This is a genomic window from Streptomyces sp. NPDC026672, from assembly GCF_040638185.1.
Classification (GTDB): Bacteria; Actinomycetota; Actinomycetes; order Streptomycetales; family Streptomycetaceae; genus Streptomyces.
On record NZ_JBEZXS010000028.1, the window covers coordinates 1 to 23,960 of the forward strand.

A 23,960-nucleotide genomic window follows, 5' to 3' on the forward strand; every position below is an offset into this window, starting at 1 on the left:
CACGCTCAACCAGCAGTCGCCTGCCGTGAACGGTCAGCCGGGCATTACGGTGGGACACGAAGGCCTCCGTGCGGTGAAGATTCGACACCTCCACCACACACGGAGGCCTTCGCCATGATCAAGCCCGGCGGCGTTAACAACGCTCGTGATCAATACAACTAGGTCGTCGCCGCCATCCGCGCCGAGGGCGGCACAGCCGTCGCCAACCACGACGACGTCGGTGACTGGACCAGCTGCCGCAGGATGGTCGACCAGGCCGTCGAGGAGTTCGGCGACCTGCACGCCGGGATCCTGATCGACGCCCCGCTCACCGAGCAGCACCAGGCCATGTGGGAACGCGTCCTCCGCGTGCACCTCACCGGGCACGCCGGTCTGATCAGCGCCGCCGGCGCTTATTGGCGCGGCCGTCCGCGGTGCGACCGGTCGATCGTCAACAGCACTTCCCGGGTGGGCATGGGCGGCGGCAGCTCCGGACAGTCGAGCTACGCCGCGGCGAAGGCCGCCATCGCCATGCTCACCCTGGTCGTCGGCAACGAACTCGCCGACCAGGGCGTACGCTGCAACGCCGTCGCCCCCAGCGCCGTGACCCGGCTCGCCGACGCGCACTCCCGCATGGCGGAGCGGCTGGTCGGCATGACCCACGCCGAACGAGACCGGCTCGGTCCCGCGAGCGTGGCCCCGCTCGTCGTCGCCCTCGCGGCGGCGGACTGCGAGATCACCCGTGAGATCTTCTACGCGGGATCGGGCACCGTACAGCGCTACAGCCCCTGGCGCGCGGTCGGCGAGATCACCACTGAGGACATCTGGACCGCGCGGCAGCTTGCCACCCGGCTGCCCGAACTCATCGCGTCGGACAGCGTCTGACCCCACGCCGACGACCTCTCAGCGGTCGTCGGTCTCCCCGGCCAGTTTGCTCAAGTCGGCCTCCAGACGCTGCAACTGCGCCGCGAGCGCCTTGAGATCGGCCACCTTCCAATCGGGAAGGCCCGCGACCATTGACGCACCCGTCTCGGCCCGTAGGTCGTCCAGCATGCTGCGACCGCTGTCCGACAGGGTGATCAGCTGCGCCCGCCGGTCCTTGGGATCCGTGACCTGGACCACCCAACCCCGCTTCTTCAGTGGGGCGATACGACGGCTGAGGACCGAGGTGTCGATGGCGAGTCGATCAGCGAGCTGGGAGATCCGTGCGCCCCCCGACTCACGGATCGCCTCCAACGTGGCCAGAAGGGTCGTCCTGGTTCCGAATCGGGCATCGGCACTGCGCCGGCGAAGACGGCTGATCTCATGCACGGACGCGAGGATGTCCACCAGCAGATCGGCTTTCCTGACCATGGGGCAACCCTAGACCCAGTGCATGCAACAAACAAACAGTGCTCTCGTTCCTGCCTGGGGCTCTGCAAGTCGGGATCGACCCCGGTTGCGTGACGGAGTCCTCTCCGTTAACGTAAACATTGTGACGGAGTGGTCTCCGTCACGGTTGGAAAGTACCTTCTCTTGAGGAGTCTCACTGATGTCTGCACAGGACAGGCGTGTCTCGATCGTCACCGGAGGGTCGCGAGGGATCGGTCGCCGTATCGCCGAACGTCTCGCCGAACGCGGCGACGCTGTTGTAGTGGCCTACCAGAACGGAGCGTCGGCGGCGGACGACGTCGTCTCCGGGATCATCGCCGCGGGCGGCGCGGCGATCTCGGTGCAGTCGGACGTCGCCGACGAGGCGTCCGTCTCCGGCCTCTTCGACAAGGCGAAGGCGGAGTTCGGGGGCGTCGACACCGTTGTCCACGCCGCGGCCGTACTGACCACGAAGCCGCTGGTCGATCTGACGGTCGACGAGATGGACGCCATGCTGCACACGAATCTGCGTGGCACGCTGCTCGTCGATCGCGCGGCTGCCTCGACGCTGCGGGCGGGCGGATCGATCGTGAACATCTCGACCGCGGTCACGAAGAACTTCGCCCCGGGCTACACGGCCTACGGTGCGACCAAGGCAGGTCTTGAAGCGATCACCAAGATTCTCGCCAAGGAACTCGCCGGACGGGACATCACCGTCAACGCCGTCGCGCCCGGCCCGACCGAGACCGAGATGTTCGCTCGTGACCTCGCTGACAGCGGCGACGGAGCGGCGATGAGGCAGGCGCTCGTCGACATGATCCCGCTCCGTCGCATCGGCACGCCCGACGACATCGCTGAAGCCGTGCTCGCCCTCACCGGCCCGGTCCGGTGGGTCAACGGACAGACCGTCCACACCAGCGGCGGCCTCGTCTGACGGTCTCGCGCATGGCCGGCGCCGAGTCGTCGAGACGTGCTCTCGCACTCCGGTTGCCGATGTGACAGCGGGCCGACGACGGCATGCGGCATCTCGCTCATGTGCTCGCGGCGCCGAGGCGGCGGACCGGAGCCCGCCGGTCCTTGAGATGCGCGGTACCGATGGTGCACCCCCGCTCGGCGAGCAGGGGCCGCACCTCACCGATGGCCCGGGTGACGGCCGGGTGGTTCCCGCCGAACCAGCAGACCAGCACCAACGGCCCGCTTCCGTTGCCGGGAACGCCCGGGCGAGCCGGGCAGGAGGTGCCTGCCCGATCCTCCTGCCGATGCCCGAAGAACGAGCCCTCGGCTCCGCGCCGTGCCGCGCGGTCAGTTCGTGCCGCGCAGTCCGGTGACGACGAGGTCGAAGAGGCGTGCCGCTCTGGGCGGCCAGTCGCTGTCGGGGTCCAGGTTGTAGAGGCCGTCGACGGCGAGCAGTACGTCGTCGGCGGTGAACCCGGGCCGGACCGTGCCCGCCCGCTCGTTGGCGGCGAGCAGCCTGTCGATGGCGGCCGCGACCGGGCCGTACGCCTCCTGCACGAAGCGTCCGTGCGTCGCCGCGCCGCGCAGGGCCCGGACGAGCCCGGCCTTCGCCATCACATAACGCGCGTATCCGTCGAGCCAGTCGCGCAGGGCGACCGCGGGCTCCGAGACGGCCAGCAACTCGTCCGCCGACGCGGCGAGTTGGTGCACCTCGTGCCGGTACAGCTCGAAGACCAGCTCCTCCCGGGTGGGGAAGTGCCGGTAGAGCGTGCCGATGCCCACCCCGGCCGCCTTCGCGACCGCGTTCAGCGACACCGCGCCGTCCGCGGCGAACGCCTCCCGGGCCACCTCCAGCAGTCGCGCCCGTGTGCGCTCGCCCTGTGCGTGCAGCTGCTCCACTCGTTTGCCGCTCACCCCGCGCCGCCCTCCTCTTCTTGCCTGCACGTTCTTGCCCGCTTGCGTGACGGAGGGCCCTCCGTCACGTTGATGGCAACCATGACGGAGAGGTCTCCGCCATAAGGTCCCATCGTACGCCACGCACCAGGAGCGGTTCCACGCCCACACAGGTCTCGGAAGCTGCCGGATCTCGCGGCACCTCCGACGGGTGCGGCGCCGGCAAACCGAGTGACTTCCCGGTCCCCGTTGCGCACCCTCATCCCCATCAGGAGACACTTTCATGACCTTCCCCGGCCACCAGCAGCCCATCGGCTCCGGCTTCACGGCAGCCGACACGGCGCTCGACGTCGTCGCCGGCCTCGATCTGTCCGACCGCACGGCAATCGTCACCGGTGGGCACTCCGGCGTCGGACTGGAGACCACCCGTGCGCTGCGCGCCGCCGGCGCCCATGTCGTCGTACCCGTCCGGGACCCGGACAAGGGCCGGGCGCGGGTCGCCCGTATCGACGGCGTCGAGATCGCACGGCTCGACCTCACGCGACCGGCCTCGGTGGACGCCTTCGCCGACCGGTTCGTCGAGTCAGGCCGGCCGCTGCACATCCTGGTGAACAGCGCCGGCGTCATGGGGCTGCCCCTGACGCGGGACGATCGCGGCCACGAACTGCACTTCGCCACCAACCACCTGGGCCATTTCCAGCTCGTCCAGAGGCTGTGGCCTGCCCTGCGGGCCGCTGGAGGTGCCCGTGTGGTGAACGTGTCCGCGTGGGCACACCGCATGTCCCCCGTGGTGTTCGACGACCCGATGTTCGAGCGACGCGAGTATCAGTGGTGGCTCGGATACGGGCAGTCCAAGACGGCGAACATCCTGCACGCGGTCGGCATCACGGCCCGCGGCGCCGACGACGGGATAGAGGCGTTCTCGGTCCACCCCGGTGCGATCCCCAGCACCGATCTGTCTCCCTGGACCACGCCCGAACTCCTGCGTGAGATGGGTTTCATGGACCGCGAGGGAGGCTGGATCATCGACCCCGAAGCAGGTAAGAAGACACCGGAACAGGGCGCCTCGACCCAGACGTGGATGGCGACCGATCCACGTCTGGCCGGGCTCGGCGGCGCGTACGGCGAGAACAACGAGGTCTCGCCTCTTGTCGGACTGCCCGAGCCCGAAGACCTCCAGGCCCTGATCGAGAGCGGTCAGACCCCGGTCGGGGTCGTACCCCACGGCGTGGACCGCGACTCGGCCGACCGCCTCTGGCAGCTCAGCGAGCGACTCCTGCACGGAACGGCGGCATGAGCCGGACTCTCCCTGCCCTTTCCCACGTCAGCGGCACTACCGGCCCCTAGGCTCGCTGACGCACCCTCGCGCCGCACAGCCCGTCCGGGCCGTGCGGCGCTTGTGTTCGCCTGCGACGGAGGTACCTGCCCCGTCCATAGGACCACGTGGGGCAGGCACGTCCGCGCCCCCGGAGTCGCCCGTGCCGGGAGACCACCGCCGCGCCGAAGCGCCATCCCGGCAGCACAAACCCCCCGCCCCCGGGCGCACGTGGCACCACGAGCCGCAGCGGCATGCCACCGCGGAGAAGATCGGGGGCGCCCGCCGGACCGGGGACGGTGACCTCGGTGTGCTCCAGGCCGGTGCCCGCGAGGATCTGATCGATTCCAGGGAACCAGGCGATGGTCTGCCGGCGGATCTTCGGAATCGTTTCCATGGTCAATTCGTAGGAGATCGTGTCCCTTTGGGATTCGAGGAAGGCGGCGAGCTCAGGATCGTACGGCGGCCTGGCAGGGGACACGGACACTCCTCGTGCAACGGTGGAGGAAGGTGGATAAAGACCACTGTCCTATCCGTCCACGTACCACGTGAACCGCCACCGTGACGCGTTCGACGGCACCGCACCCGCCATGCGGCGGTCAACGCCGTCCAGCCGGACCCGGCGCGAACGGGCAGCGGTTCTACGGCTGCGCCATCATTGACCTCGCCGCCCCGTCGCCAGGTCGCCACCAGCTCCTGATCCGCCGCAACCGCCACCGGCGAACTCGCCTACTGCCGCTGCCACTCCACCAAGCCGGTATCCCTGGCCACCCTCGCCATGCTCGTCCACGCCTTCCTCGACGTCGTCCGCGTCGACGAACACGCGCACCCACTCACACCCGACGACCTGATCCCGCTGACCTGCGACGAGATCCAGCGGTCCTCGAATGCAAGCGATTCATTGGCGGGTCATCTCGTCCGGGGGTGTGAGCCCTAGTCGGCGTAGTAGGTGTGCTATCTGTGTGTCGACTTCATGGCCGATCCTGGTTATATGGGGACTGTTCAGGCTGTTCAGCTGGGTGGACGGCTGGACGATCGTCAGGGTCGTGCGCCCTTCGCCGTCTCGGCTGACGGTGACACGAAAGGGAGCGTAAGTCAGGGCAGCCGGATCATGCCGAAAAAGTGATTCACCGATGAGGCTGTTGCCGAGCAGGTATGTGACCGCGGTCGTGTCGTGCCCATTGAGGCGCTGGAGCGGCCCGATGTCGATCTTCCAGTACACGGACCAGCCATTCGGCGCATGTACAGAAAAGTGTTCGCTGACCGCGTTCATGTCGCCTGCGGCGATGAGGTGGGCCAGCTTTTTCGGTTCAACGTCCGGAACCAGTGTCTCGAAGAGCTTGATGAACTGGCCGTACGGTATGTGCACCGGCAGGTGAAACTGGCGCGCCTGGTAGAGGGAAACTTCCGGAGTCATGGAGAGACCTTGAGTCGCGTGTGTTTCAGTTCAGTTGACTTGGATGTCGGAGAGGTCGACCGTGATGAAAGGCTCTTCGCGAAGGGACGTGCCGTCGGCGTCCGGTATCAGGATGTACCGGTGGGTGGGGAATATCAGTCCGGACACTTCCTGGTGTCCTTCGGTGAAGTGGGCTCCTCGTCCGCCTCCTGCGACTTCGACTCGGTAGTCCATGCGGCGCTGGAGTCCGAGGTCGTCGTAATAGAACGTCTGCTCGCGGCTGTGGGTCTCGATCTGTTGGGGAAAATTGACCCGTAGGCGATGCCATGTGCCGCTCACAGGCGGCCGCAGGTCGAGGGTGTCCGGGTCGGGGCTCAGTTCTTGTATCAGCACGCCGGGCAGTGTCAGTAGATAGGGCGCCGTGAGATAGTTCCACATGGCGTATCCGACGAAAAACAGGAGGTGGAGTTCGTCCCAGGGGGAGTTCACCTGGAAGCCTTCGAAGGATTTCCGTGGGGCGTGGCGCTCTCGCAGGATGCGCCCGTTCTTGTCGACCAGAGCCACGTGGTTGGGGGTGTAGACGCCCTGGATTCCGGGGCCGGTGAAGTCGCTGATGACGGTGTGCTGCTGCTTGAGGTCGATGGTGAACTTGTTGTCGTTCAGGAGGCCGGCCACACCGCGCAGTTCCCACATGGGTCCTCCGAAGCTGGCTCGCGTCTGGATCGTGGTGGCGTTGCGCCAGCGTTCCAGGCCACCGTGGGCGTTGAGCACCCGGTTCAGAAGCTGCGTCATTGCAATTTGACCTTTCGCTGGTTTTCGGTAGCGGAAGCCAAGGTGGAGAGCGGCGTGATTGTCGTGCCAGACTTTGCTGTTGTTCTTCGCCACCCCGTGAAGCTTGGGCTGATGTCGGCCCGTTGTGGGGTCAGTTGCCGGCCGTCGAGGCCCGCAGGTCGAGGAGGATCTTGCCGCCGCGGAAGAGGTGGTCGAGTGCGTCCTGGATCTTGTCGAGGGTGTAGACACCTGCTACCGGCACGACAAGATCGCCGGACGCGATCAGCGCACCGGCTTCACGGATCGCCGGGGCGGTCTCGGTGACATAGTCCCGGGCGCCGGCGAAGAAGCCGTGGACCGTCGCCCGTTTGCTGGTCAGGATGAAGTACGGCACGTGCATGGGGTCCCCGGACACGGCCGAGTAGGCGACGAGCGCGCTGTTCTCGGTGAGCAGCGAGGCCAGGTTCAGCGTGGCGGCGCCACCGACCCCGTCCACGCCGAGGCGCACCGGCGCGTCGCCGATCAGTTCCTTGGCGATGGCCACGGACTCCGGCCGGTCCGGCAGCACGATGTCCGCGCCCGCGGCCTTCAGTTCCTCGAAGGTGGCCTCGTTGCGCGCGAAGTTGATGGTCCTGATGCCGCGGGCGCGGCGATGGCGATGAGGGAGCGTCCGACGCCGCTGTTGGCCGCGTTCTGCACGACGTAGGAGCCGGCCGGGACATCGGCGTACTTGTCGAGGATGAGCGCGGCGGTGGGCGGGTTGCTGCCGATCATCGCCAGTTGCTGCGGGTCGGCCTCGGGCAGGGCGGCCATACCGACCGCCGGAACGACGATCTGCTCGCGCCAAGTGCCGCTCAGCAGCGGGAGCGCGACGCGGTCGCCAGGCTTGACGTTCGTCACCCCCTCGCCGGTGGCCGCCACGACACCGGTGCCCTCGTTGCCCGCCACGAACGGCGCCGGGGGCACCGGCAGGAAGCCGCTGATCGAGGCCAGGTCGTGCTTGTTCAGCGGCGCGTATTCCATGTCGATCAGTACCTCGCCGACGCCGGGTGCGGTCGGCGGCTCCAGGTCCACGACCTGCAGGACCTCGCGGGCGTCCCCGTACGCGGTGACGTGGATGGCTTTCATCGCATTCTCCTTGTTCCTGGTGCTGCTCAAGTGGGACCCTCGATCCCAACGGTTACGACCATAGAGCCTATGCTCGTAACTGTCTATTCCGCGAGCAGTCCCGTCCGGCGGCCCGGATATGCTGAACGCGGCGCCGGTTCCAGCCCGCCGGGCGTGTAGAAAGGTGCAGGCCAGGAAGCCGGCGCAAGAGGTCGGGCAGGAGAGGAGAGCCAACCGCCGATGGCCGAGAACGCAACGTTCCGCACGTGGCACGACGTCTGTGATCGCTACAAGGCGCCGCTCGCGCCGCCCGGCCTCCATCTGACGCAAGCCCTCGCCAACTCCACCGCGCGTACCCAGGAGGACGTCGACCCGCTGGACGACCCGAGCGATGCGCTCGCGTGGATCACGACGCTCGCCGACGAGTGGGCCGTCGTCCATGGCGGCCCCACCCCGCGGCTCACCTTGACCGCGGCGGACATCGCGGCCGTGCGGCGCTTGCGGTCCACGGTGCACGACCTGCTGCTACGGAAGCCGGAAGCGACCTTGCGCACCCCGGTCGAGATCTCCGTCGGAAACGGACAGGTGAGCCTGCTGCCGAAGGGGTCCGGTGGGACGTGGCTGACGTCGGCCATCGGCGCCGAGCTGCTGCTCGCCCAGCAGAACGACACTCTTCGTCGCCTGAAACTATGTCGCGAGCCGTTGTGTCGGACCTGCTTCTACGACCAGTCGAACAACAACAGCAAGCAGTGGCACGACACGAGCACCTGTGGCGTGCGGCAGCGCATGCGCGACTATCGGCAGCGCCGCCAGCAGGCGGGACAGCAAGACCAGGTCTGACGGCAGGACCGGGCACAGCGACGAAACTGGGGGGGAGTGGTGCGGAGGCGGGGTGAACCGGCCGGAGCCGGACATGCCTGCTACCGCGTCAGGCGGACGGTGTGCCGAACGTGGCGTGCAGCCCGGGCAGCAGGCCGGCGAGGTGGGTCATGCCCATCTGGTCGTTGAACAACTGCTCGTAGCCGGTGTCCGGCGTGATGAGCCGTCGTTTGAGACCGAGTGCGGACAGGGCCGGTGTGAGGTTCACCGGGCCGGCGGCGATGCGTTCGCCGAGCCAGAAACGGGTGCGCAGTTCGAATCCGTCGTCGGTCGCGCGGGCCAGCCGCAGCATGCGTCCGACCCGTACGCCGGCGAGAATGATCTCCCCGCACACTTGGGCGACGATCTTGGCTTCGGTGAAGCGGCCGGTGTCCAGTCCCCAGGCTGACGGTTCGACGAACCGGGTGCGGGCCGTGATCCGTTTCGGACCCACGTACTCGGTGACGTGCACGGTGTTGCCCACATACCGCTGCTCGTGCGTGAGGCCGGGCCGGGTGAGGACGGCGGTGTCCAGCGCGCGAGCTGTGACCCGGGTGTACGGCGACCAGACGCTGTAGCGCTCGGAGGCGGCCATGTACCACCAGAAGAACCAGCTGAACATCTCCCCGGTCGCGCCCGGGAAACGGGTCCGGCTGGCGACGTACGCCGTGCCGCCGGGCAGCAGGCAGTAGCCGTTCTCCACTCGGTGGTCGCCTGGGTCGAGCAAGGTGTTGAGCGCCTCTGGACCGGAGTCGAGGGCGTCGGCCGGGTCCATCGGCCGGCGCAGCGCGGGCAGGACGTCATCAGGCAGGAACATCTCGTCCCGGAAGAACTCCTCGTACGGAGTCCCCCTGATCCGGCGGGCATTGGCGGCGAGTACGGACTGGGTGGCCGCAGGGTAGTAGGGGACGGGGACCATGGCGGCGGGGGCGGAGACGTCAGTCATGTCGGTCCTCCGTGGACGGCGGGTCGTGCGGCCGTTTGTGTTCGACCGTCAGGAACCTCAGCTCGGACGGGCCGTCGTTGCACAGGTCGTGCAACAGGTACGCCTCGCCCGGGAAGCTGAAGTGGCGGGTGTCACCGGCCCGGTAGCCGACCCGGCGGGTGGTGCCGTCATCGGTGTGCTGGACGCTCGTGCCATCGACGAGGGCGGTCCAGAAGTAGTCGAGGACGTGCCGGTGGGCGGGCAGCCGACCGCCCGGGGGCACCGTGACACCCCACACCTTCAGGTTCCCGGTCTCCGACAAGAGCTCGGAGCCGACGCTGTAGTTGAAGGCGTTGTCGACGAACTCCTGTTGCAGTTCCTCGCTCCAGCCGTCGAAGTCCCGGGCGACGACCTCGCCGGCGAGCTGTCCGTCCACCGCCGGATCGGGCCGGGTCACGCCGCCACCTCACCAGTGACCAGTGCGACCTCGCGGTCGCCCCACACCTTGCGGTACGAGCCGCGCACCAGGTCGTCGATGAGGGAAGGGCCGACCGGGTTCCAGCCCAGCTCGGCTCGGGCACGTGCGGAGTCGACCCGCACGTTGGAGGCCATTCCGAACGCGTAGGTCAGACCGATGCCTTGGGCGACCTCCTCCAGCGTGCTGGAGACGGCCTCGCCCAGTCCCAGGACGGAGGCGACGCCCTCGGCGATCTCCCGCATGGTGGTCTCGTCGGCGGCGAGGTTGTACTCGCTGCCGGCCGGTGCGGACTCCACGGCGAGGACATAGGCCTGCGCGACGTCGTCGAGGTGGACGTTCGGGTACCGGTTGAGGCCGGGACCTGTGTAGCGGCTGACCCGGTCTCGCATCGCGGCGCGCAGCAGCACGGGCAACTGCTCGCTGCCACCCAGGCCATAGACCATGCCAGGACGCAGCACGACGCTGTGGATGCCGTCCGCGGCGGCGGCCATGACGCTCAGGTCCTGGTTCCAGCGGTGGCGCAACGGCTCGATCGGCTCCCAGGCGGGGTCCTCGACGTGCACGGTGTCGCCGGCCTCACCGGCGGACAGCTCGGTGTAGACGGCGACACCACTGGTTCGGACATACCGCTTGCCGCTGCCGGCCAGGAGGCCGAGGAAGCCGGCGGTGGCCCCCGCATTGTCTGCGTCAGCGGTCTCCACGACAGCCTCGGCTTCCTCGACGGCGTCTCGCAGCGACGTCGGATCCGACAAATCGCCGCGCACGGCGTGGAATCCGGCCGCCGTCAGCGCACTGAGGCCGACGGTATCGCGGGCCACAGCGGTGACGTCGTGCCCGGCGCCCTTGAGCCGCTGGGAGACGGCCCGTCCCAGGTATCCGGTTGCTCCGGTGACAAGAATCCTCATGATGGTTTCCTCAAGCGAGTACGGGTGGACGGGGAAGGCGGGAGAGCGCGGATCAGCGGATCCGCAGGGCCTTCAGCAGACGCAGGGAGCGGGTGAACAGCGCGGCCTGGCGGGCCCTGCTCATGCCGAGGGCGGGGTCGAAGCCGAGCAGGCGCTGAGCGGCGACGGTCTGCGGTTCGGTGTACTTCAGCAGTCCGCCGACGCCGTGCCTGCGTCCCAGGCCTGAGGACTTCATGCCGCCCATCGCGGCGCCCTGGGACGCGTAGGCGGTCGCATAGCCCTCGTTGATGTTGACGGTGCCGGCCTCGATGCGGCCGGCGAGTCGGCGCGCACGGGCGACGTCACGGCTGTACACGGCGGCGTTCAAGCCGTACGGGGAGTCGTTGGCGGCGGTGACGGCCTCGTCGTCGGAGGCGACACGGTAGACGGAGACCACCGGTCCGAATGTCTCTTCGCCGTGTACCGGGGTCCCGGCGGGGACGTCAGCGAGAATGGTCGGCTCGTAGAACAGCGGTCCAAGGTCCGGCCGTGCCCGGCCGCCTGTCACCACACGGGCTCCGGCGGATCTGGCCGCCTCGACGTGTTCCTGGACCCGCGCCAGTTGCTGCGGGGAGGTGAGGGAGCCCATGTCGGTGGCGAAGTCGAAGTCCGGGCGCAGCGTCATGCGGGCGACGCGGGCAGCGAAGCGGTCGAGGAACTGGTCGTAGACCTCGGTGCGGACATAAACGCGCTCGATGCCGACACACATCTGCCCGGAGTTGCCGAAGCAGCCGCGCACCGCGGACTCGACGGTGGCGTCCAGGTCCGCGTCGTCGAGCACCACCATGGGGTTCTTGCCGCCCAGTTCCAGCGAGCAGCCGACCAGCCGGCGAGCGGCCCGCTCGGCGATGCCCCGACCGGCCCGGGTGGAGCCGGTGAAGGTGACGAAGCCGGCGCCGTCGATCAGGGCGTCGCCGATGACCGCGGGGTCGCCCGGCACGATCTGCCACAGGCCGGCCGGCAGTCCCAGCTCCTCCAGGACGGCGCGCGGCCACAGCGTCGACAGCACGGTGCGCGTGTCCGGTTTGTGTACGACCGCGTTGCCGGCCGCCAGTGCCGGGATCACGTCCAGGCCGAGGGCCAGTGGGTAGTTCCACGGTGTGATCGCCGTGACCACACCCTTGGGACGATGGGCCTCCAGCGCGCGGGTGAGGCCTGGGAACGCACCCTGTCGACGCCGGGTGCGCAGCACGGAAGGCGCCTGCCGTCCGGCGTACAGAGACGCTGTGGCGGCTTCCAGTAGTTCGTCGAAGGCGTCGTGCCGGGCCTTGCCGGTCTCCCATTGCAACAGATCGAGGATCTCGTCCTGCCGGGCGAGCAGTGTGTCGTGGAACCGGACGAAGAGCCGGGCTCGCTCCTTGAGCGACACCGCCGCCCACTCTCGCTGCGCGACGCGGGCTGCCGCGAACGCCCGTTCCACGTCGTCCACTCCGGCTTGCGGGATCTGCGCGAGCGGCTGCCCGGTGAACGGCGCGTGGGTCGTGACGGCTTCGCCGGATGCCGCGATGCCCCGGGTGAGGCGTTCGACGAGTGCGGGGGCGAGCGAGGCCGACGAGGTGGCGGTGGGCTGTTGGGTGATGGGCATGCGGGACTCCGTCCACGGGAACCGCCGCGCCGGGCGGCGGCTGCCTACGACGGTGTGGGCGGGCTGTTGACTGCCGACACCCGCCCTCAGCTGATCGCTGCTCCTGTACGGCGTTCAGGTACGAGGTACATGAGACATGTACGGGGTAGGGTTGTCAACATGGCGAACAAGGGACCCGCGCCGACGCGGCGGGAACGGCTGACCCCGGAGACGATCGCTCGCGGTGCCATCGCGCTGGCGGACGACGAAGGGCTGGACGCGGTGACGATCCGTCGGCTGGCGCAGCTGCACGACGTGACGCCGACGGCGTTGTACTGGCACTTCAAAGAGAAGGACCAGCTGCTCGACGCCATGGCCGAGCGGCTGTTCGCCGACGTGGTGTTCCCCGAGACGGACGATTCGCCCTGGCCGCACCAACTACGCGCCATCCTGGAAGCATTCGTCGCGGCGCTGCGGCCGCATCCTGCCGTTGCCCCGCTTCTGCCGGCCCGAGTCCTCGGCTCACCGGCCGGCCTCACCCTGACCGAACGAACCTTGTCCCTGCTGCGCCAAGGCGGCCTGCCCCCGGACCGGACCGCGGAGGCCGGCGGCTACCTGCTCAGCGCGGCCGTGGCCCTGGTCGCCGCCGAGCCGGGACGCGAACTCCCCGACGACGCGGAGGCGCGCGACGACGCCATCCGCGTCAAGCGTTCCTCCCTGACCGCACTGTCCCCCCGCCGTTACGGCACCGTCGTGTGGTGCGCGGACGCTCTGAGCGACTGCGCGAGCCCTGACCAGTACTACGCCTTCAACCTCGATGTCCTCATCGGCGGAGTCACCGCCATGACCGAACCGCCCGACAGTCGTGCGGCGGTGGCGGTTCCTCGGTGATCGGCGCGCTTATGTGAGTGTGCGGGGTGAAGGTGCGAGGACCGTGCTGAGGACGGGCCGCCAGACCGGCATGTCATCGCCGTCGCGCTCCACTCGACCGAAGGGCTGATCCCCGAAGTGGAAGGCGAAACCCAGTGTGTCTGGAGTTTCGAGTTCACTGAGGATGGTTCTGCGGGCCGTCGGCACGGCCGCACCGATCAGATCGGGCTGAGAGCCCCACTCGGGGTGGGCGAGCTGTGCCGGGATATGAAAAGCGTCACCAAAGACGACCACGCGGTCTTCACCGGTGTGGATGATGTAGGACGTGTGTCCGGCGGTGTGGCCAGGCGTCACGAGGCCGTACACACCCGGGAAAATCTCTTCTCCGTCGTCCATCAGCACAAGCTGGTTCGAGAGGGTGGCAAAGAGCGAGGCGTTGGGCGGTGCGCCCGGCACGGTCTCGCCCCGCCCGTATGGAGCCCACTCCTGTCGAGCCAAAACGTAACGTGCTCGAGGAAAGGTCGGACGGCCGGCACCCTGGGCGTCGGGGGAGAAGGCCCAGCCCGTGTGGTCGGCGTGCAGATGCGTGAACGCCACGGTGTCAATGTCTTCTGGCCCCTTACCTGCGCGGGCGAGGCTCTCCAACAGCGATCCGCTATCGGCTGCGCCCATGGGGTTCTCACCTGCGATCGGCCCCAGCCCCGCGTCGATCAGCAATGCTCGCCCATCCCGTTCGACGAGCAAGCCTCCTGCGGACATCGGCACGCGACCGGCGGCGTCCAGCTCGCTGGATCCATGCTCCCAGTGCCCCGCCGGGACCGAGGGCAGAAAACTGGCAGGGTAAAAAGCCATTGCCCCGTCAACGACGTATGTCAGTCGCACATCACCGCGAGTGAGGGTACGAAGTGCGGCCTGCGTAGCCAGCTTTCCCATGTCATTGCTGTGCAATTGAAGACTCCTTCACACCATCTGTGCTCACAGCGTTGGATGAAGCGTGCTGGACCTATTGGCCATTACGTTCCAGACCCTGGCGCTCACTCAGAAGACAAATGTGACGACCATCACTCTAAATCACCGGGTTGTGTGCACACTTTTGTCGAGGGTTTACGGCGGGACCACCGGATCCAGCGCTCTGATCAGAGCGGGTAGATCAACGGCTGCCAGATCTGCACGGCAGAGATCGTGATGAGCCCGTGGTCCACATAAGGGTCGTCGTGGATGAACCGCTCGGCCGTCGCACGGTCACGGAAAACGGCCAGAGCGCCATGAGGCACCTGGGCGGCGACCGCCGTCCGAGCGCGAGGTTCGCCGCTGTGCTCTGGCACGAGATCGGTGAGGACACCGGTGAGCCAGAGGCCACCTGCGGCACCGAGCTGGTCGACGTGTGCGCGGTGGCTGGGATACACAGTCCGGAGCCTCGGCTCACTCGCCGGATCCCAGCGGTACGTCACGACGTAGTAGGCACCCCGCTCCCCGCCGGCGGTCGCTGGGTGTGGCTGTCGGTTGTCCGGTGTGCTCATGTGTGGAACCGAGCACTAAGGCCACCGTCAACGCTCCAGCTCGCTCCTGTGACATAACTGGCGCGGGGGGATGCCAGGAAGGACACGACTTCGGCTATCTCCTCGGGTTCGGCGATGCGGTCGAGGGGCTGTGCAGCGTTCAGGTGCGCCCAAGCGCCTTCTGCGTCGGGGCGTTGCTGGTACTGGGTGATGATGGGATGCGTGCGAACGTAGCCAGGACACACTGCGTTGACTCGAATGTTGTCGCCGGCAAGCTCCAGAGCCATCGTCCGGGTCAGGCCGAGCATGCCGGCCTTGGCTGACGCGTAGGGGAAGACTCCGGGCCGGGTGAGGTGTGCGTGGACGGACGCGACATTGACGATGGAGCCGCCGCCGATGCTGCGCATGCCGGGGAGAAAGGCTTTGGTCAGAAGCCAGGCTGCCTTGAGGTCAACGGCGAAGAGGCCGTCCCATGCGTCAGTGGTGAGATTTTCGACCGTCGCGTGCAGACCGATGCCGGCATTGTTGATGAGGATTTCGACAGGTCCGAGGGAATCTTCGATCTCCCGGGCTGCGCTTGTTGTCCGGGCTTCGTCCGCCAGATCACAGGCGACGAAGCGGTGCCTCGGCCCGAGGGCGGCCCTGGCGGTCTCCCCGGCGGTCCGCGAGCGGCCGAGGACAGCAACCGGCCACCCGGCGTCGGCGAGCTGATGCGCGACGGCCAGGCCGATGCCGGAGGTTCCACCGGTGACAACGGCGCAGCCTCGGGCGGTGGATGCCATGGCCGCCCTGCGGTCGAGAGCGGGTGTTCGTGCCGAGTCGTCCGTTGACCGTTCCCCTGAAGGGCCGGAAGCAGCGAGGTCGGTCCTATCCGCCCTGCCCCGGGGCTCCGCGGGTGGTTGGGTGGCGTAAGACATTTCAGTCCCCTTCGACGATGTCGGTCCGGCCGGCGGTGTCACGCTGAGCCTCGACCTCGGCCAGCCGCTCGGACAGGGCGGCCTGGAGGAAGCGGTAGGAGTCGCTGCCCAGCACGAGCCGCCGGGGGGCGGGCGTCTGCTCGACGCTGTCGATGATGCGAGTGGCCATCAGCCCGGGGTCGCCCAGAGAGGGGCGGCTGCGGTCCTGCGCGCCTCGGGTCATGGCGGCCGGTGAGTCGTCGTACTCCGGCATCGGCGTCGCCATCCGCAGGCTGCTGTAACGGAACTCGGTGCGGGCGCCGCCGGGCTCGACGATGGTGACGCCGATGCCGAACAGGGCGACGTCCTTGGCCGTGGATTCCATGAACCCTTCGATGCCCCACTTGCCGGCGTGGTACATGCAGGCCCCCGGGTTGGTGGCCTGTCCGCCGTAGGTGGAGATCTGGATGATCCGGCCCCCGCCCTGTGCGCGCAGATACGGCAAGGCAGCCCGGGTGACCTGAATCGAGCCCACCAGATTGGTGTCGAGGATGCGGACGATGTCCTCGTCGGTGACTTCCTCGGCCGCGCCGAACAGACCGTAGCCGGCGTTGTTGACGATCACATCGATCCGCCCGAACTCGCTGAACGCGCGGGTGACCACCTCCTTCACGCCGGGGGTGTCGGTGACGTCGAGCTGAGCGACCCGGAACGTGTCCGCGTACTTGTCCTTGAGATCGTCGACGGACCCGGGCCTGCGGACAGTGCCGACCACCCGGTCGCCACGCTCGAGCAACTGCTCGGTCATGCGTCGGCCGAAGCCACTGTTGACACCGGTGATGAACCACGCGCGCTGCGTCACGGCGTACTCCTTGCTGAGGGAACTGTCCAATGCCCTGCACATCGGATCTGCGCACGATCGTGCGCCGTCGCCGAGCGACCTGGCAGAGCCCTGGTGTTCCAGGTAGTGACAGGACCCCTCAAACGGGGCCGCGCCACATCACCGCCGAAGCGCGCGCACAGCAGGAACTGTCACCCACGGGTTGGTGGGCTCCACCTGCGCCGCGAGCAACTGACCGTTGCCGGTGCCGACGGCCTACTCCTCGTGATCCACCATGCCCAGCCCGGTACGCCATCAGCGGTTGCGCTCGCCCTGCTCGCTTTTCCCGGGGTGATGGACACGGTCGCCCTGGCCGCCGCCGCGGGTGCCACCGAGCGGATCGGGCTTCTCAGCACGGTGCTGCTGGGCCCCGTATGGCCGGCCGCGCTGCTGGCCAAGGAGGTTGCGGGCATCGACGAGGTCTCCGGCGGACGCCTCACCCTGGGAGTCGGCCTCGGAGGCCGGCCCGACGACTTCCTGGCCGAGGGGTTCGGCGCGCGCGGGCTCGGCAAGCGGCTCGACGACGACATCCTGACGTACAGGAGTGTCTGGCGTGGTGACGTTCTGCCCGGCGGTGACAATCCTCTGGTGCCGCGGAACACCTGTGAGGTGCCGCTGCTGTTCGGTGGCCTGGTCCCGGCGACCTATGCGCGCGTCGCCCGTTCCGGCGACGGCTACATCGGGGGTTCGCTGCCGCCGGCCATGGCCGGCGCGTCCTTCGACGGGGCGCGCGCGGCCTGGGAGAAGGCCGGCCGCGAGGGGGAACCCCGCCTGGTTGCCATCCCCTATTTCGCCCTCGCGGACGTGGAGGCCGGCCGAGGCAATGTGCGCGACTACGCCGGCACCGCGGGAGCCGAGGCCGCCGAGTTCCTGGCCTCCGCCGTCAGCGGCGGCGCCCAGGCGGTCAGGACGACACTCAAGGCATTCGAAGCCCTGGGCGCCGATGAGCTCATCTTCAATCCCACCCTCGACGATCCCGACGAGATCGAACGCCTCGCGGACATCGTCCTCCAGGCGCACGGTCGTCGGCGCCGCCTCGCCCGCTGTCCGGCCACCGAGCCGTTGTGGGTGGGTGGCGCCGGGATGTACAGGCGCCACCCGGGCCGCAGGGTCAGGCGGCGGAACCGGTCGATGCGTAGATCGTGCCGGGATCGAGGGCCAGATTGGCCTTGGCCCGTACCGAGAGCGCGTCGGCGATCACTTCGGAGCTGTTTGTCTCGACCCCGTCGAGCGCGGCCCTCACGACGTCGGCGGGGTCGTTCTTCTCGATCGGCAGCCCTTCGGCCATGTCGGTGTCGGTCGGCCCCAGATAGACGCCGGTGACCAGAGTGTTCTGCCCGGAGAGTTCGAGACGGACGCTGTTGGTCAGATTCCATGCGGCGGCCTTGGCGGCGTGGTAGGCACCCCACTGATCGCTGGGAACCCAGGACGCCGCCGAGAGGACGTTCACGATCGCCCCGCCGCCACCCGCCTTGAGGATGGGGGCAAAGGCCCGGACCATGTGCAACGGACCGTAGTAGTGGGTGTTCATCTCCAGTTCGATCTGCTCCAGATCCCCGTCCACCAGTCGGCTGAAGGTCATGATGCCCGCGTTGTTGACCAGCAGCGTCACATCCGAGGCCGCGTCCGCCGCGGCGGCCACGGACGCCGGGTCGGTGATGTCGAGACGCAGCACCTCCGCTCCGGGCAGGTCGACACTACGGGGATCACGGGCGGTCGCGTACACCTTGGCCGCTCCCCGCTCCAGCAGTTGGAGGGCGAAGTGGCGGCCGAGGCCACGGCCCGCGCCGGTGACGAGCGCGACGGAGTTGGCAATCTTCATGGGGGAGGCCCTTCGCGTAGGAAAACGTCATCAGGTGCGTGGAAGAGCACCGGCGACAGCTACGCTAAAACCTCACGCTAACGTCAGATGCAAGTCTGGCTGGGCACGCCACCCCTGGAGGCGGGATGCGCATAGGAGAGGTCGCCGAGGCCGCGGGAGTGAGCGTTCGCGCGCTGCGGTACTACGAGGAGCAGCGACTGCTCGCCTCCACGCGCACCAGCGGCGGGCAGCGGCAGTACCCGGACGGTGCGGTCGAGCGGGTCAGGATGATCCAGAAGCTGTACGCCGCCGGCCTGCCGAGCAGACTTGTTCGCGAGGTCCTGCCGAGGTGCATGCACGAGGGCGACGTCTCCTCCGGCTTCGCCGAGCACCTCGTCGCCGAGCGGGACCGCATCGACCGTCAGATCAACGACCTGACGGAAGTACGCACCCGCCTCAACGACATCATCGCCACGGCAGTGGACCCCACCCATCCCGACTACTGCCACCCCATACGCTCCGCTCTCCCCAACGCCGGCTGAGGCAGGCTGCTCCCTCAGCGAATGCGCCGTCCACCCGCGCCGTGCCCAGGCCCGCGCGACCCGGATCGGCCATGAGGCGCCACGGTGCCTGTGCACCCGACACAACGTCACCTATTCACGCCCCCTCCGGACTTCCCACCGCGCCCACGGCGCCCTGAAGTCGATCCGCGGGGCCCGCCCGTACGGTGCCCTGATCCACTCATCCCGGTCCAGGACCAACCCGAAGACCCGCTTCGGACCGGCCGGAGTCCGGCAGACACTGTCCGAACCACCAGATCGGGGCTACTGCCGTTGCCCGAGAGCTCGCAGGTGTCTGATCGTGGCTTCGCGGCTGAGCGCCGCGCTCTCCATCGACTCGAACCGGCGCGTGAACCGCTGCACGTCCGGGGCCTTGTCCGAGCTGGACACCGTGCCCCAAGCGCTCTCGGCGTGCACATGCGCTGGTATGTCGCCGAAGCGCAGCAGCGTGAAGCCGTGAGTCGACCGGTAGCCACGCTGGAAGGTCAGTACCCGGATCGAGATCCTGTCCTGGCCGGCGAGGTCGACGAGGGCGCGGAACTGCTCGCGCATCACGTCGCCGTCTCCTACGGGCGTACGGAGCGCGGCCTCGTCGAGGACCACGCGCAGTGCGGGCGGATTCCTGCGGGTGAGGATGTGCTTGCTCCGTTCCAGTCTCAGCTCGGTGTTCCTCTCCCCGTACTCACTCGAAAAGCCCTCGACCAGGCGCTGGGTCTCGAACCACGCCCGGGTGTACCGCTCGGTCTGGACCGGTTCGCACACCACCGTCGGGTGGTAGGTGAGGATCTCCCTGGCTTCCGCCTCGAGAGCGACGACGCGCGGTAGCCCCGTCCGCATGAAGGGGCGGTACCGCCTCAGCCGATCCTCGTCCCCGCCCTCGCGAGCCAGTCGGGCGAGCTGTCCGATCAGTACGTCGTCCTCGACCCGGTATCTGCGCAGCAGCAGTCGCAGGTCGCCTGTGCCGATACCGAGATCACCCCCTTCGATGTGTGCGAGAGCGGCTGGTGTGAGAGCGGCGACCTCGCGCACCGCCGCCGCGCGGGTCATGCCGCGGGATCTGCTGGCCTCCACCGGAGGGCAGCTCTCCCGCAGTTCCTGGAGCCGCATGCCGAGCCGGAGGCGGGCGGACCCGTCGCACGCGTCCTCGTCCATTCACACTCTCCCTCCACGGACACCAGATCATTGCATCCAATTCTGCCGCCGCGGTGGCCTTCGCTTGAAGGTTGAGTCGACACTCACCCTGTGTCAACCCTCACGTTTCCGCCTTATTCAATAGGTACTTCGTGCCCTTTGGGTCATCGTTGACGGTTCTGTCGGCGGTCGGGCCCGCAAGGGTGAGCGGGGTGAAGTTGTATACTTTTTGAGCGTCGGCATTGGTGAGTACGGACCGGCCCGTGAACGCGGGGCGGGCATGACAGGGAGCTCCGGCATGTTGGACGTGATGGACCAGGCGCTCGCCTGGTACCGGGAAGGCGTGCGGTTCTCGCTCGCCACCGTGGTGCGAACCTGGCGCTCGGCGCCGCGCCCGGCGGGGGCGACGATGGCGATCGCGCAGACCGGTGAAGTGGTCGGCAGCGTCTCGGGCGGCTGCGTGGAGGCTGCGGTGTACGACCTCGGACTCCAGGTCCTGGAGACGGGCGAGCCCGTGCTCCAGTCCTACGGAGTCAGCGACGACGACGCTCTGGCCGTGGGCCTCACCTGTAGTGGGGCGCTCGAAGTGTTCGTGCGGCCGGTCGACTGCGAGTGGTTTCCGTGTCTGGAGCAGTTGGTGGGTGAGGTCACCGCCGGGCGTCCCGTGGCCGTGGCCACCACCCTTGCCGGTGGACCGCGCCCCGGTCGGGCCCGGCTGATGGTGCAGCCGTCAGGATTCACGGGGTCACTGGGAGAGGCGCGGTTGGACTCGCTGACCGCCGCTTCGGCGCTGGACATGCTGTCCCGGGGGGAGACCGGTGTGCTCCGCCCGGCGGACGCCGCGTGCGCGGTGAGCCCGGAGGTCCTGGTGGAGTCCTACGCGCCCCCGCCGCGCATGCTCGTCTTCGGCGCCGTCGACTTCGCCGCGGCGGTGACGGAGATCGGCAAGTTCCTCGGTTATCGCGTCACCCTGTGCGATGCGCGGCCTGTGTTCGCGACCGCGAAACGCTTTCCCGAGGCCGATGAGGTCGTGGTCGACTGGCCGCACCGTTACCTCGCCTCGGTGCGTGAGAGGGTCGACGAGCGCACGGCCATCTGCGTTCTCACCCACGACCCGAAGTTCGACGTCCCCCTGCTGGAGGTCGCCCTGCGGACGAGGGCGGGGTACATCGGTGCGATGGGCAGCCGCAGGACACACGCGGACCGTCTCGTCCGGCTCCGTGAGGCGGGCCTGAACGCCGGCGAACTGGCGCGGCTGTGTTCTCCGATCGGCCTCGACCTCGGTGCCCGCAGTCCTCAGCAGACCGCCGTGTCCATCGCGGCCGAGATCATCGCTGCCCAGTGCGGTGGCAGCGGTCGGCGTCTCACCGATACCGGCTCGGCGATACACCGCAGGCCGGAGCCGGCGGAAGCCGTGGCACCGCGCTCGTGACCGATCGACTGCCTCCCGTGCCGCGGGTCACCGCTTCAGCAGAAAGAAAACTGTATACTGAAAGAGCTTTATGCGTTGTCGTCGATCGCCGGGACCGCTTCCGTTCGGCACAGGCGACGACGGGGAGGAAGGATGGAAACCGTGGCCAGGCAATCGGTCCGTGCGGCCGACCCGAGCGGGGTCAAGACCCCCGGGACGATCACAGACTTCGTCACGGACGAGATCCGCAACCGGATCGTGCTGGGCATCCTGGCGCCCGGGCAGAAGGTGGCCGTCTACGACCTGGCCGACGAGCTGGGTGTGAGCCGGGTGCCCCTGCGGGAGGCAGTCCGCCAGCTGGAGGCGGAGTCGCTGGTGGACAATCTTCCCCGCCGGGGCACGGTCGTGCGCGCCCTGAGCCTGGACGACCTCAACGACTCCTTCCAGATCCTCCAGGCCATCGAACCGATCGCGGCGCGACGCGCGGCCGAGGCCAGGGACGACGCCATCGTCAAGGCCATGGAGTACTGGCTGGGAGAGATGCGGCGTCTCGCGGAACAGCGGGTGCCGCAGGTGTCCGAGGAAATGCTCCATGCCCACAGGGAGTTCCACTTCGCCTTCTTCCGGGCCGCGGGCGAGGGCGTCCTGCAGCGGCACCTCCGGATGCTCTGGCACACCTGCGAGCGGTACGTCATGAACAGCCTCCCCAACCACGAGCGCCTTGTGGCCTCGGCACGGGAACACGCCGAGCTGGTGGGAAAGATCAAGGCCGGTGACCCGGACGGCACGGCGGACGCCCTGCGCCGGCACCTGGATGCGAGCCTGACGAACTCCCTCGACTACCTCGTGGCCGCCGGGGTGCTCCCGAACCCGTCGCCGTCGAAGGCGAGCTGATCCGGTTCGTTCCTGCTCGGACCGCGGACCGCGGACCGCGGACCGCGGACCGCGGGACGAGCGAAGACGCGGCAGACTGTGCCGATGGCCCCCCGAGGAACCCGGCGGCACAGGACGCCGCGACTTTTCGTCGGGCACGAGTGTCACGAGGCAGGCGCACCGCTTGCACGATGAGGAGTTGCACTGATGACAGACGGCCGGCCAAGGGACGGCTCGGCGGCCCAGCGCGCCTACGTCGAGATCACGGACCGCATGGCGTCGGGCGAACTCCGCCCCGGCATCTGGTTGCGCGAGGAATCACTCGCCTCGTCCATGGGGCTCAGCCGCACACCCGTGCGAGAAGCCTTGCGCAAGCTGAGTTCCGAGGGCCTGGTCCGTTTCGAACGCAACCGCGGTGCCCAGGTCGTGGAGTGGAGCCGTGAGCAGATCTCCGAGATCTATGGACTGCGTGCCATGGTCGAGGGTTACGTCGCCGCCGTCGCCGCGAGGAACATCGGCGAGGAGACCCTGGGCAAGCTCGAGGCCAATCTGGCCGCATACGAGCGGGCGATCGCCGAAGGCGGTGCCACGCGGCAGCAAGCGGCCGTGCTCAACAACGAGTTCCACTCCATCGTGCTGGAGGCGACCGGCAACGAGAGCCTGATCAGTCTGCTCACCGGTGTGCTCGGTCTGCCGCTGGTGCGACGGACGTTCCTGCGGTACACCGAGCGCGATCTCGAACGCAGTGTCGAGCACCACCGGCAGCTCATCGAGGCCCTGCGCCTCAAGGACGACGTGTCCGCCGAAATGATCATGAAGATTCACATTCGCGCGGCGCAGCACGCCGTACTGCAGGCGCAGGACCCGAGCGACCTCAGTGACGGGCGACCAGCCGACTGACCAGCGCCCCGAGCAGGAAGGCCGCCACCACCGGCACACCCCGCTTCGCCACGGGCCAGGCCAGAGTCAGCGCGTTCAGTTCCGAATCCGCCTGGGGTGCCGGGCCGGTATCGGCCGGTCGAAGTGTGCCGGGCCGGGTGTCCTCCTGGCCGCCCGTCACCAGCGCCTCCAGGTTGGAGGCGAACTGTCCGATCAGGCGGGCCCCGACGTCGGCCATCGCGCTGCGGCCGAACTGCGCGACCTTCCCGCTGATCTGGAGATCGGTGCTGACCAGCACGCGTGTCTTGTCCGAGCCCTCGCCGACCAGGTCCACGGTGACGGTCGCGCTCGCGGCCCCCTTGCCACTGCTCTCCTGGCCGCGTGCGGTGAGCACCATACGGTGGTTGGCCGAGTCGAGTTCGGTGAACGACGCCGTGCCGGTGTAGCCGACCTTGATCGGGCCGACCTTCACCGTGACGCTTCCGTCGTACTGTCCCTCACCGGCCGGAGTGACCGTGGCGCCGGGCAGACAGGGCGCGATCCTCGGTACGTCGGTGAGCAGGGTCCAGGCGGCATCCGGTGCGGCGGGGACGACGAACTCGTTGGTGAACTCCACGACTTGCTC

27 protein-coding genes and 2 pseudogenes are annotated in these 23,960 nt (G+C 68.4%); 11 read left to right on the plus strand and 18 right to left on the minus strand.

Annotated features, from left to right (window positions below; all coding sequences use genetic code 11):
* Positions 1 to 174 precede the first annotated feature (174 nt).
* Entirely contained in the window at positions 175 to 864 is a 690-nt protein-coding gene (locus AB0F77_RS28385) for an SDR family oxidoreductase (RefSeq protein WP_361954624.1), read from the plus strand.
* Between the two features lie 18 nt (positions 865 to 882).
* Here AB0F77_RS28385 and AB0F77_RS28390 read toward each other — a convergent pair whose 3' ends face one another.
* Complete coding sequence (locus tag AB0F77_RS28390; protein ID WP_361954493.1) at positions 883 to 1,332, minus strand: MarR family transcriptional regulator; 450 nt, start codon at positions 1,330 to 1,332, stop codon at positions 883 to 885.
* Between the two features lie 178 nt (positions 1,333 to 1,510).
* Between AB0F77_RS28390 and AB0F77_RS28395 the strand changes: the two genes are divergently transcribed.
* Positions 1,511 to 2,263 (plus strand): SDR family oxidoreductase, encoded by a 753-nt coding sequence (locus tag AB0F77_RS28395; RefSeq protein WP_361954495.1) that lies wholly within the window; start codon positions 1,511 to 1,513, stop codon positions 2,261 to 2,263.
* A gap of 97 nt (positions 2,264 to 2,360) precedes the next feature.
* Here AB0F77_RS28395 and AB0F77_RS28400 read toward each other — a convergent pair whose 3' ends face one another.
* Complete coding sequence (locus AB0F77_RS28400; protein WP_361954497.1) at positions 2,361 to 2,519, minus strand: hypothetical protein; 159 nt, start codon at positions 2,517 to 2,519, stop codon at positions 2,361 to 2,363.
* 112 nt (positions 2,520 to 2,631) lie between these two features.
* Complete coding sequence (locus tag AB0F77_RS28405; protein ID WP_361954499.1) at positions 2,632 to 3,198, minus strand: TetR/AcrR family transcriptional regulator; 567 nt, start codon at positions 3,196 to 3,198, stop codon at positions 2,632 to 2,634.
* A gap of 262 nt (positions 3,199 to 3,460) precedes the next feature.
* Here AB0F77_RS28405 and AB0F77_RS28410 point away from each other — a divergent pair, with 262 nt between their 5' ends.
* Positions 3,461 to 4,474 (plus strand): SDR family NAD(P)-dependent oxidoreductase, encoded by a 1,014-nt coding sequence (locus tag AB0F77_RS28410; RefSeq protein ID WP_361954501.1) that lies wholly within the window; start codon positions 3,461 to 3,463, stop codon positions 4,472 to 4,474.
* Between the two features lie 618 nt (positions 4,475 to 5,092).
* Positions 5,093 to 5,372, plus strand: a pseudogene (locus tag AB0F77_RS28415) (IS701 family transposase); the annotation flags it as partial.
* An 18-nt stretch (positions 5,373 to 5,390) separates the two neighbouring features.
* Here AB0F77_RS28415 and AB0F77_RS28420 read toward each other — a convergent pair.
* Genes AB0F77_RS28420 through AB0F77_RS28435 form a run of 4 tightly spaced genes read right to left on the minus strand, consistent with a single transcriptional unit; the run spans position 5,391 to position 7,787 of the window.
* On the minus strand, positions 5,391 to 5,909 hold the full coding sequence (locus AB0F77_RS28420) for a DUF302 domain-containing protein (RefSeq protein ID WP_361954503.1): 519 nt from the start codon (positions 5,907 to 5,909) through the stop codon (positions 5,391 to 5,393).
* A gap of 30 nt (positions 5,910 to 5,939) precedes the next feature.
* The gene (locus AB0F77_RS28425) at positions 5,940 to 6,773 is read right to left on the minus strand and encodes a hypothetical protein (protein ID WP_361954505.1); all 834 of its coding nucleotides are present in this window, start codon (positions 6,771 to 6,773) and stop codon (positions 5,940 to 5,942) included.
* 37 nt (positions 6,774 to 6,810) lie between these two features.
* The gene (locus AB0F77_RS28430; RefSeq protein WP_361954625.1) at positions 6,811 to 7,296 is read right to left on the minus strand and encodes a zinc-binding dehydrogenase; all 486 of its coding nucleotides are present in this window, start codon (positions 7,294 to 7,296) and stop codon (positions 6,811 to 6,813) included.
* The gene (locus AB0F77_RS28435) at positions 7,248 to 7,787 is read right to left on the minus strand and encodes an alcohol dehydrogenase catalytic domain-containing protein (RefSeq protein ID WP_361954507.1); all 540 of its coding nucleotides are present in this window, start codon (positions 7,785 to 7,787) and stop codon (positions 7,248 to 7,250) included. Before AB0F77_RS28435 ends, AB0F77_RS28430 begins: the two co-directional genes overlap by 49 nt.
* 219 nt (positions 7,788 to 8,006) lie before the next feature.
* On the opposite strand from AB0F77_RS28435, the gene AB0F77_RS28440 reads away from it, so the two are divergent.
* Positions 8,007 to 8,606, plus strand: coding sequence for a CGNR zinc finger domain-containing protein (locus tag AB0F77_RS28440; RefSeq protein ID WP_361954509.1), 600 nt, complete (start codon positions 8,007 to 8,009; stop codon positions 8,604 to 8,606).
* A gap of 88 nt (positions 8,607 to 8,694) precedes the next feature.
* On the opposite strand, the gene AB0F77_RS28445 is transcribed toward AB0F77_RS28440, so the two are convergent.
* Genes AB0F77_RS28445 through AB0F77_RS28460 form a run of 4 tightly spaced genes read right to left on the minus strand, consistent with a single transcriptional unit; the run spans position 8,695 to position 12,556 of the window.
* Positions 8,695 to 9,570, minus strand: coding sequence for a hypothetical protein (locus tag AB0F77_RS28445; RefSeq protein ID WP_361954511.1), 876 nt, complete (start codon positions 9,568 to 9,570; stop codon positions 8,695 to 8,697).
* Positions 9,563 to 10,006: a hypothetical protein gene (locus AB0F77_RS28450; RefSeq protein ID WP_361954513.1), complete on the minus strand. Its 444-nt coding sequence runs from the start codon at positions 10,004 to 10,006 to the stop codon at positions 9,563 to 9,565. Before AB0F77_RS28450 ends, AB0F77_RS28445 begins: the two co-directional genes overlap by 8 nt.
* On the minus strand, positions 10,003 to 10,932 hold the full coding sequence (locus AB0F77_RS28455; RefSeq protein ID WP_361954515.1) for an NAD-dependent epimerase/dehydratase family protein: 930 nt from the start codon (positions 10,930 to 10,932) through the stop codon (positions 10,003 to 10,005). Before AB0F77_RS28455 ends, AB0F77_RS28450 begins: the two co-directional genes overlap by 4 nt.
* A 52-nt stretch (positions 10,933 to 10,984) precedes the next feature.
* A complete protein-coding gene (locus AB0F77_RS28460) occupies positions 10,985 to 12,556 on the minus strand; it encodes a succinic semialdehyde dehydrogenase (protein WP_361954517.1) in 1,572 nt (523 codons plus the stop codon).
* A 159-nt stretch (positions 12,557 to 12,715) separates the two neighbouring features.
* On the opposite strand from AB0F77_RS28460, the gene AB0F77_RS28465 reads away from it, so the two are divergent.
* Positions 12,716 to 13,426 carry a TetR family transcriptional regulator gene (locus AB0F77_RS28465; protein ID WP_361954519.1) on the plus strand — a complete coding sequence of 237 codons (711 nt, stop codon included), beginning with the start codon at positions 12,716 to 12,718 and terminating at the stop codon, positions 13,424 to 13,426.
* Positions 13,427 to 13,435: 9 nt separating this feature from the next.
* Here AB0F77_RS28465 and AB0F77_RS28470 read toward each other — a convergent pair whose 3' ends face one another.
* The 4 genes from AB0F77_RS28470 to AB0F77_RS28485 form a co-directional block, all read right to left on the minus strand.
* Entirely contained in the window at positions 13,436 to 14,353 is a 918-nt protein-coding gene (locus tag AB0F77_RS28470; RefSeq protein WP_361954520.1) for an MBL fold metallo-hydrolase, read from the minus strand.
* 188 nt (positions 14,354 to 14,541) lie between these two features.
* Positions 14,542 to 14,925 carry a YciI family protein gene (locus AB0F77_RS28475; protein ID WP_361954521.1) on the minus strand — a complete coding sequence of 128 codons (384 nt, stop codon included), beginning with the start codon at positions 14,923 to 14,925 and terminating at the stop codon, positions 14,542 to 14,544.
* Positions 14,922 to 15,686, minus strand: a complete 765-nt coding sequence (locus AB0F77_RS28480; RefSeq protein WP_361954522.1) for an SDR family oxidoreductase — start codon at positions 15,684 to 15,686, stop codon at positions 14,922 to 14,924. Before AB0F77_RS28480 ends, AB0F77_RS28475 begins: the two co-directional genes overlap by 4 nt.
* A gap of 136 nt (positions 15,687 to 15,822) precedes the next feature.
* Positions 15,823 to 16,662, minus strand: a complete 840-nt coding sequence (locus AB0F77_RS28485; protein WP_361954523.1) for an SDR family oxidoreductase — start codon at positions 16,660 to 16,662, stop codon at positions 15,823 to 15,825.
* A 105-nt stretch (positions 16,663 to 16,767) separates the two neighbouring features.
* Between AB0F77_RS28485 and AB0F77_RS28490 the strand changes: the two are divergent.
* Positions 16,768 to 17,424: pseudogene (locus tag AB0F77_RS28490) on the plus strand (LLM class flavin-dependent oxidoreductase); the annotation flags it as partial.
* Between the two features lie 367 nt (positions 17,425 to 17,791).
* On the opposite strand, the gene AB0F77_RS28495 reads toward AB0F77_RS28490, so the two are convergent.
* Positions 17,792 to 18,502: an SDR family oxidoreductase gene (locus AB0F77_RS28495; RefSeq protein ID WP_361954524.1), complete on the minus strand. Its 711-nt coding sequence runs from the start codon at positions 18,500 to 18,502 to the stop codon at positions 17,792 to 17,794.
* A gap of 125 nt (positions 18,503 to 18,627) precedes the next feature.
* Between AB0F77_RS28495 and AB0F77_RS28500 the strand changes: the two genes are divergently transcribed.
* On the plus strand, positions 18,628 to 19,023 hold the full coding sequence (locus AB0F77_RS28500) for a MerR family transcriptional regulator (protein WP_361954525.1): 396 nt from the start codon (positions 18,628 to 18,630) through the stop codon (positions 19,021 to 19,023).
* A gap of 282 nt (positions 19,024 to 19,305) precedes the next feature.
* Here AB0F77_RS28500 and AB0F77_RS28505 read toward each other — a convergent pair whose 3' ends face one another.
* Entirely contained in the window at positions 19,306 to 20,193 is an 888-nt protein-coding gene (locus AB0F77_RS28505) for a DUF5753 domain-containing protein (RefSeq protein WP_361954526.1), read from the minus strand.
* A 277-nt stretch (positions 20,194 to 20,470) separates the two neighbouring features.
* Between AB0F77_RS28505 and AB0F77_RS28510 the strand changes: the two genes are divergently transcribed.
* The 3 genes from AB0F77_RS28510 to AB0F77_RS28520 all read left to right on the plus strand — a co-directional run bounded on the left by AB0F77_RS28510 (position 20,471) and on the right by AB0F77_RS28520 (position 23,356).
* Positions 20,471 to 21,604: an XdhC/CoxI family protein gene (locus AB0F77_RS28510; RefSeq protein ID WP_361954527.1), complete on the plus strand. Its 1,134-nt coding sequence runs from the start codon at positions 20,471 to 20,473 to the stop codon at positions 21,602 to 21,604.
* 141 nt (positions 21,605 to 21,745) lie between these two features.
* On the plus strand, positions 21,746 to 22,477 hold the full coding sequence (locus AB0F77_RS28515) for a GntR family transcriptional regulator (RefSeq protein WP_361954528.1): 732 nt from the start codon (positions 21,746 to 21,748) through the stop codon (positions 22,475 to 22,477).
* Positions 22,478 to 22,663: 186 nt separating this feature from the next.
* A complete protein-coding gene (locus AB0F77_RS28520; protein ID WP_361954529.1) occupies positions 22,664 to 23,356 on the plus strand; it encodes a GntR family transcriptional regulator in 693 nt (230 codons plus the stop codon).
* Here the strand turns inward: AB0F77_RS28520 and AB0F77_RS28525 are convergent.
* Positions 23,331 to 23,951, minus strand: coding sequence for an SRPBCC family protein (locus AB0F77_RS28525; RefSeq protein ID WP_361954530.1), 621 nt, complete (start codon positions 23,949 to 23,951; stop codon positions 23,331 to 23,333). The genes AB0F77_RS28520 and AB0F77_RS28525 overlap by 26 nt on opposite strands.
* Positions 23,952 to 23,960: the final 9 nt, after the last annotated feature.

Coding starts and splice junctions, on each gene's coding strand:
- AB0F77_RS28390 (WP_361954493.1), bottom strand. CDS start 1,332: ATGGTCAGGAAAGCCGATCTGCTGGTGGACATCCTCGCGTCCGTGCAT.
- AB0F77_RS28395 (WP_361954495.1), top strand. CDS start 1,511: ATGTCTGCACAGGACAGGCGTGTCTCGATCGTCACCGGAGGGTCGCGA.
- AB0F77_RS28410 (WP_361954501.1), top strand. CDS start 3,461: ATGACCTTCCCCGGCCACCAGCAGCCCATCGGCTCCGGCTTCACGGCA.
- AB0F77_RS28420 (WP_361954503.1), bottom strand. CDS start 5,909: ATGACTCCGGAAGTTTCCCTCTACCAGGCGCGCCAGTTTCACCTGCCG.
- AB0F77_RS28435 (WP_361954507.1), bottom strand. CDS start 7,787: ATGAAAGCCATCCACGTCACCGCGTACGGGGACGCCCGCGAGGTCCTG.
- AB0F77_RS28440 (WP_361954509.1), top strand. CDS start 8,007: ATGGCCGAGAACGCAACGTTCCGCACGTGGCACGACGTCTGTGATCGC.
- AB0F77_RS28445 (WP_361954511.1), bottom strand. CDS start 9,570: ATGACTGACGTCTCCGCCCCCGCCGCCATGGTCCCCGTCCCCTACTAC.
- AB0F77_RS28455 (WP_361954515.1), bottom strand. CDS start 10,932: ATGAGGATTCTTGTCACCGGAGCAACCGGATACCTGGGACGGGCCGTC.
- AB0F77_RS28460 (WP_361954517.1), bottom strand. CDS start 12,556: ATGCCCATCACCCAACAGCCCACCGCCACCTCGTCGGCCTCGCTCGCC.
- AB0F77_RS28465 (WP_361954519.1), top strand. CDS start 12,716: ATGGCGAACAAGGGACCCGCGCCGACGCGGCGGGAACGGCTGACCCCG.
- AB0F77_RS28475 (WP_361954521.1), bottom strand. CDS start 14,925: ATGAGCACACCGGACAACCGACAGCCACACCCAGCGACCGCCGGCGGG.
- AB0F77_RS28480 (WP_361954522.1), bottom strand. CDS start 15,686: ATGGCATCCACCGCCCGAGGCTGCGCCGTTGTCACCGGTGGAACCTCC.
- AB0F77_RS28495 (WP_361954524.1), bottom strand. CDS start 18,502: ATGAAGATTGCCAACTCCGTCGCGCTCGTCACCGGCGCGGGCCGTGGC.
- AB0F77_RS28500 (WP_361954525.1), top strand. CDS start 18,628: ATGCGCATAGGAGAGGTCGCCGAGGCCGCGGGAGTGAGCGTTCGCGCG.
- AB0F77_RS28505 (WP_361954526.1), bottom strand. CDS start 20,193: ATGGACGAGGACGCGTGCGACGGGTCCGCCCGCCTCCGGCTCGGCATG.
- AB0F77_RS28510 (WP_361954527.1), top strand. CDS start 20,471: ATGTTGGACGTGATGGACCAGGCGCTCGCCTGGTACCGGGAAGGCGTG.
- AB0F77_RS28520 (WP_361954529.1), top strand. CDS start 22,664: ATGACAGACGGCCGGCCAAGGGACGGCTCGGCGGCCCAGCGCGCCTAC.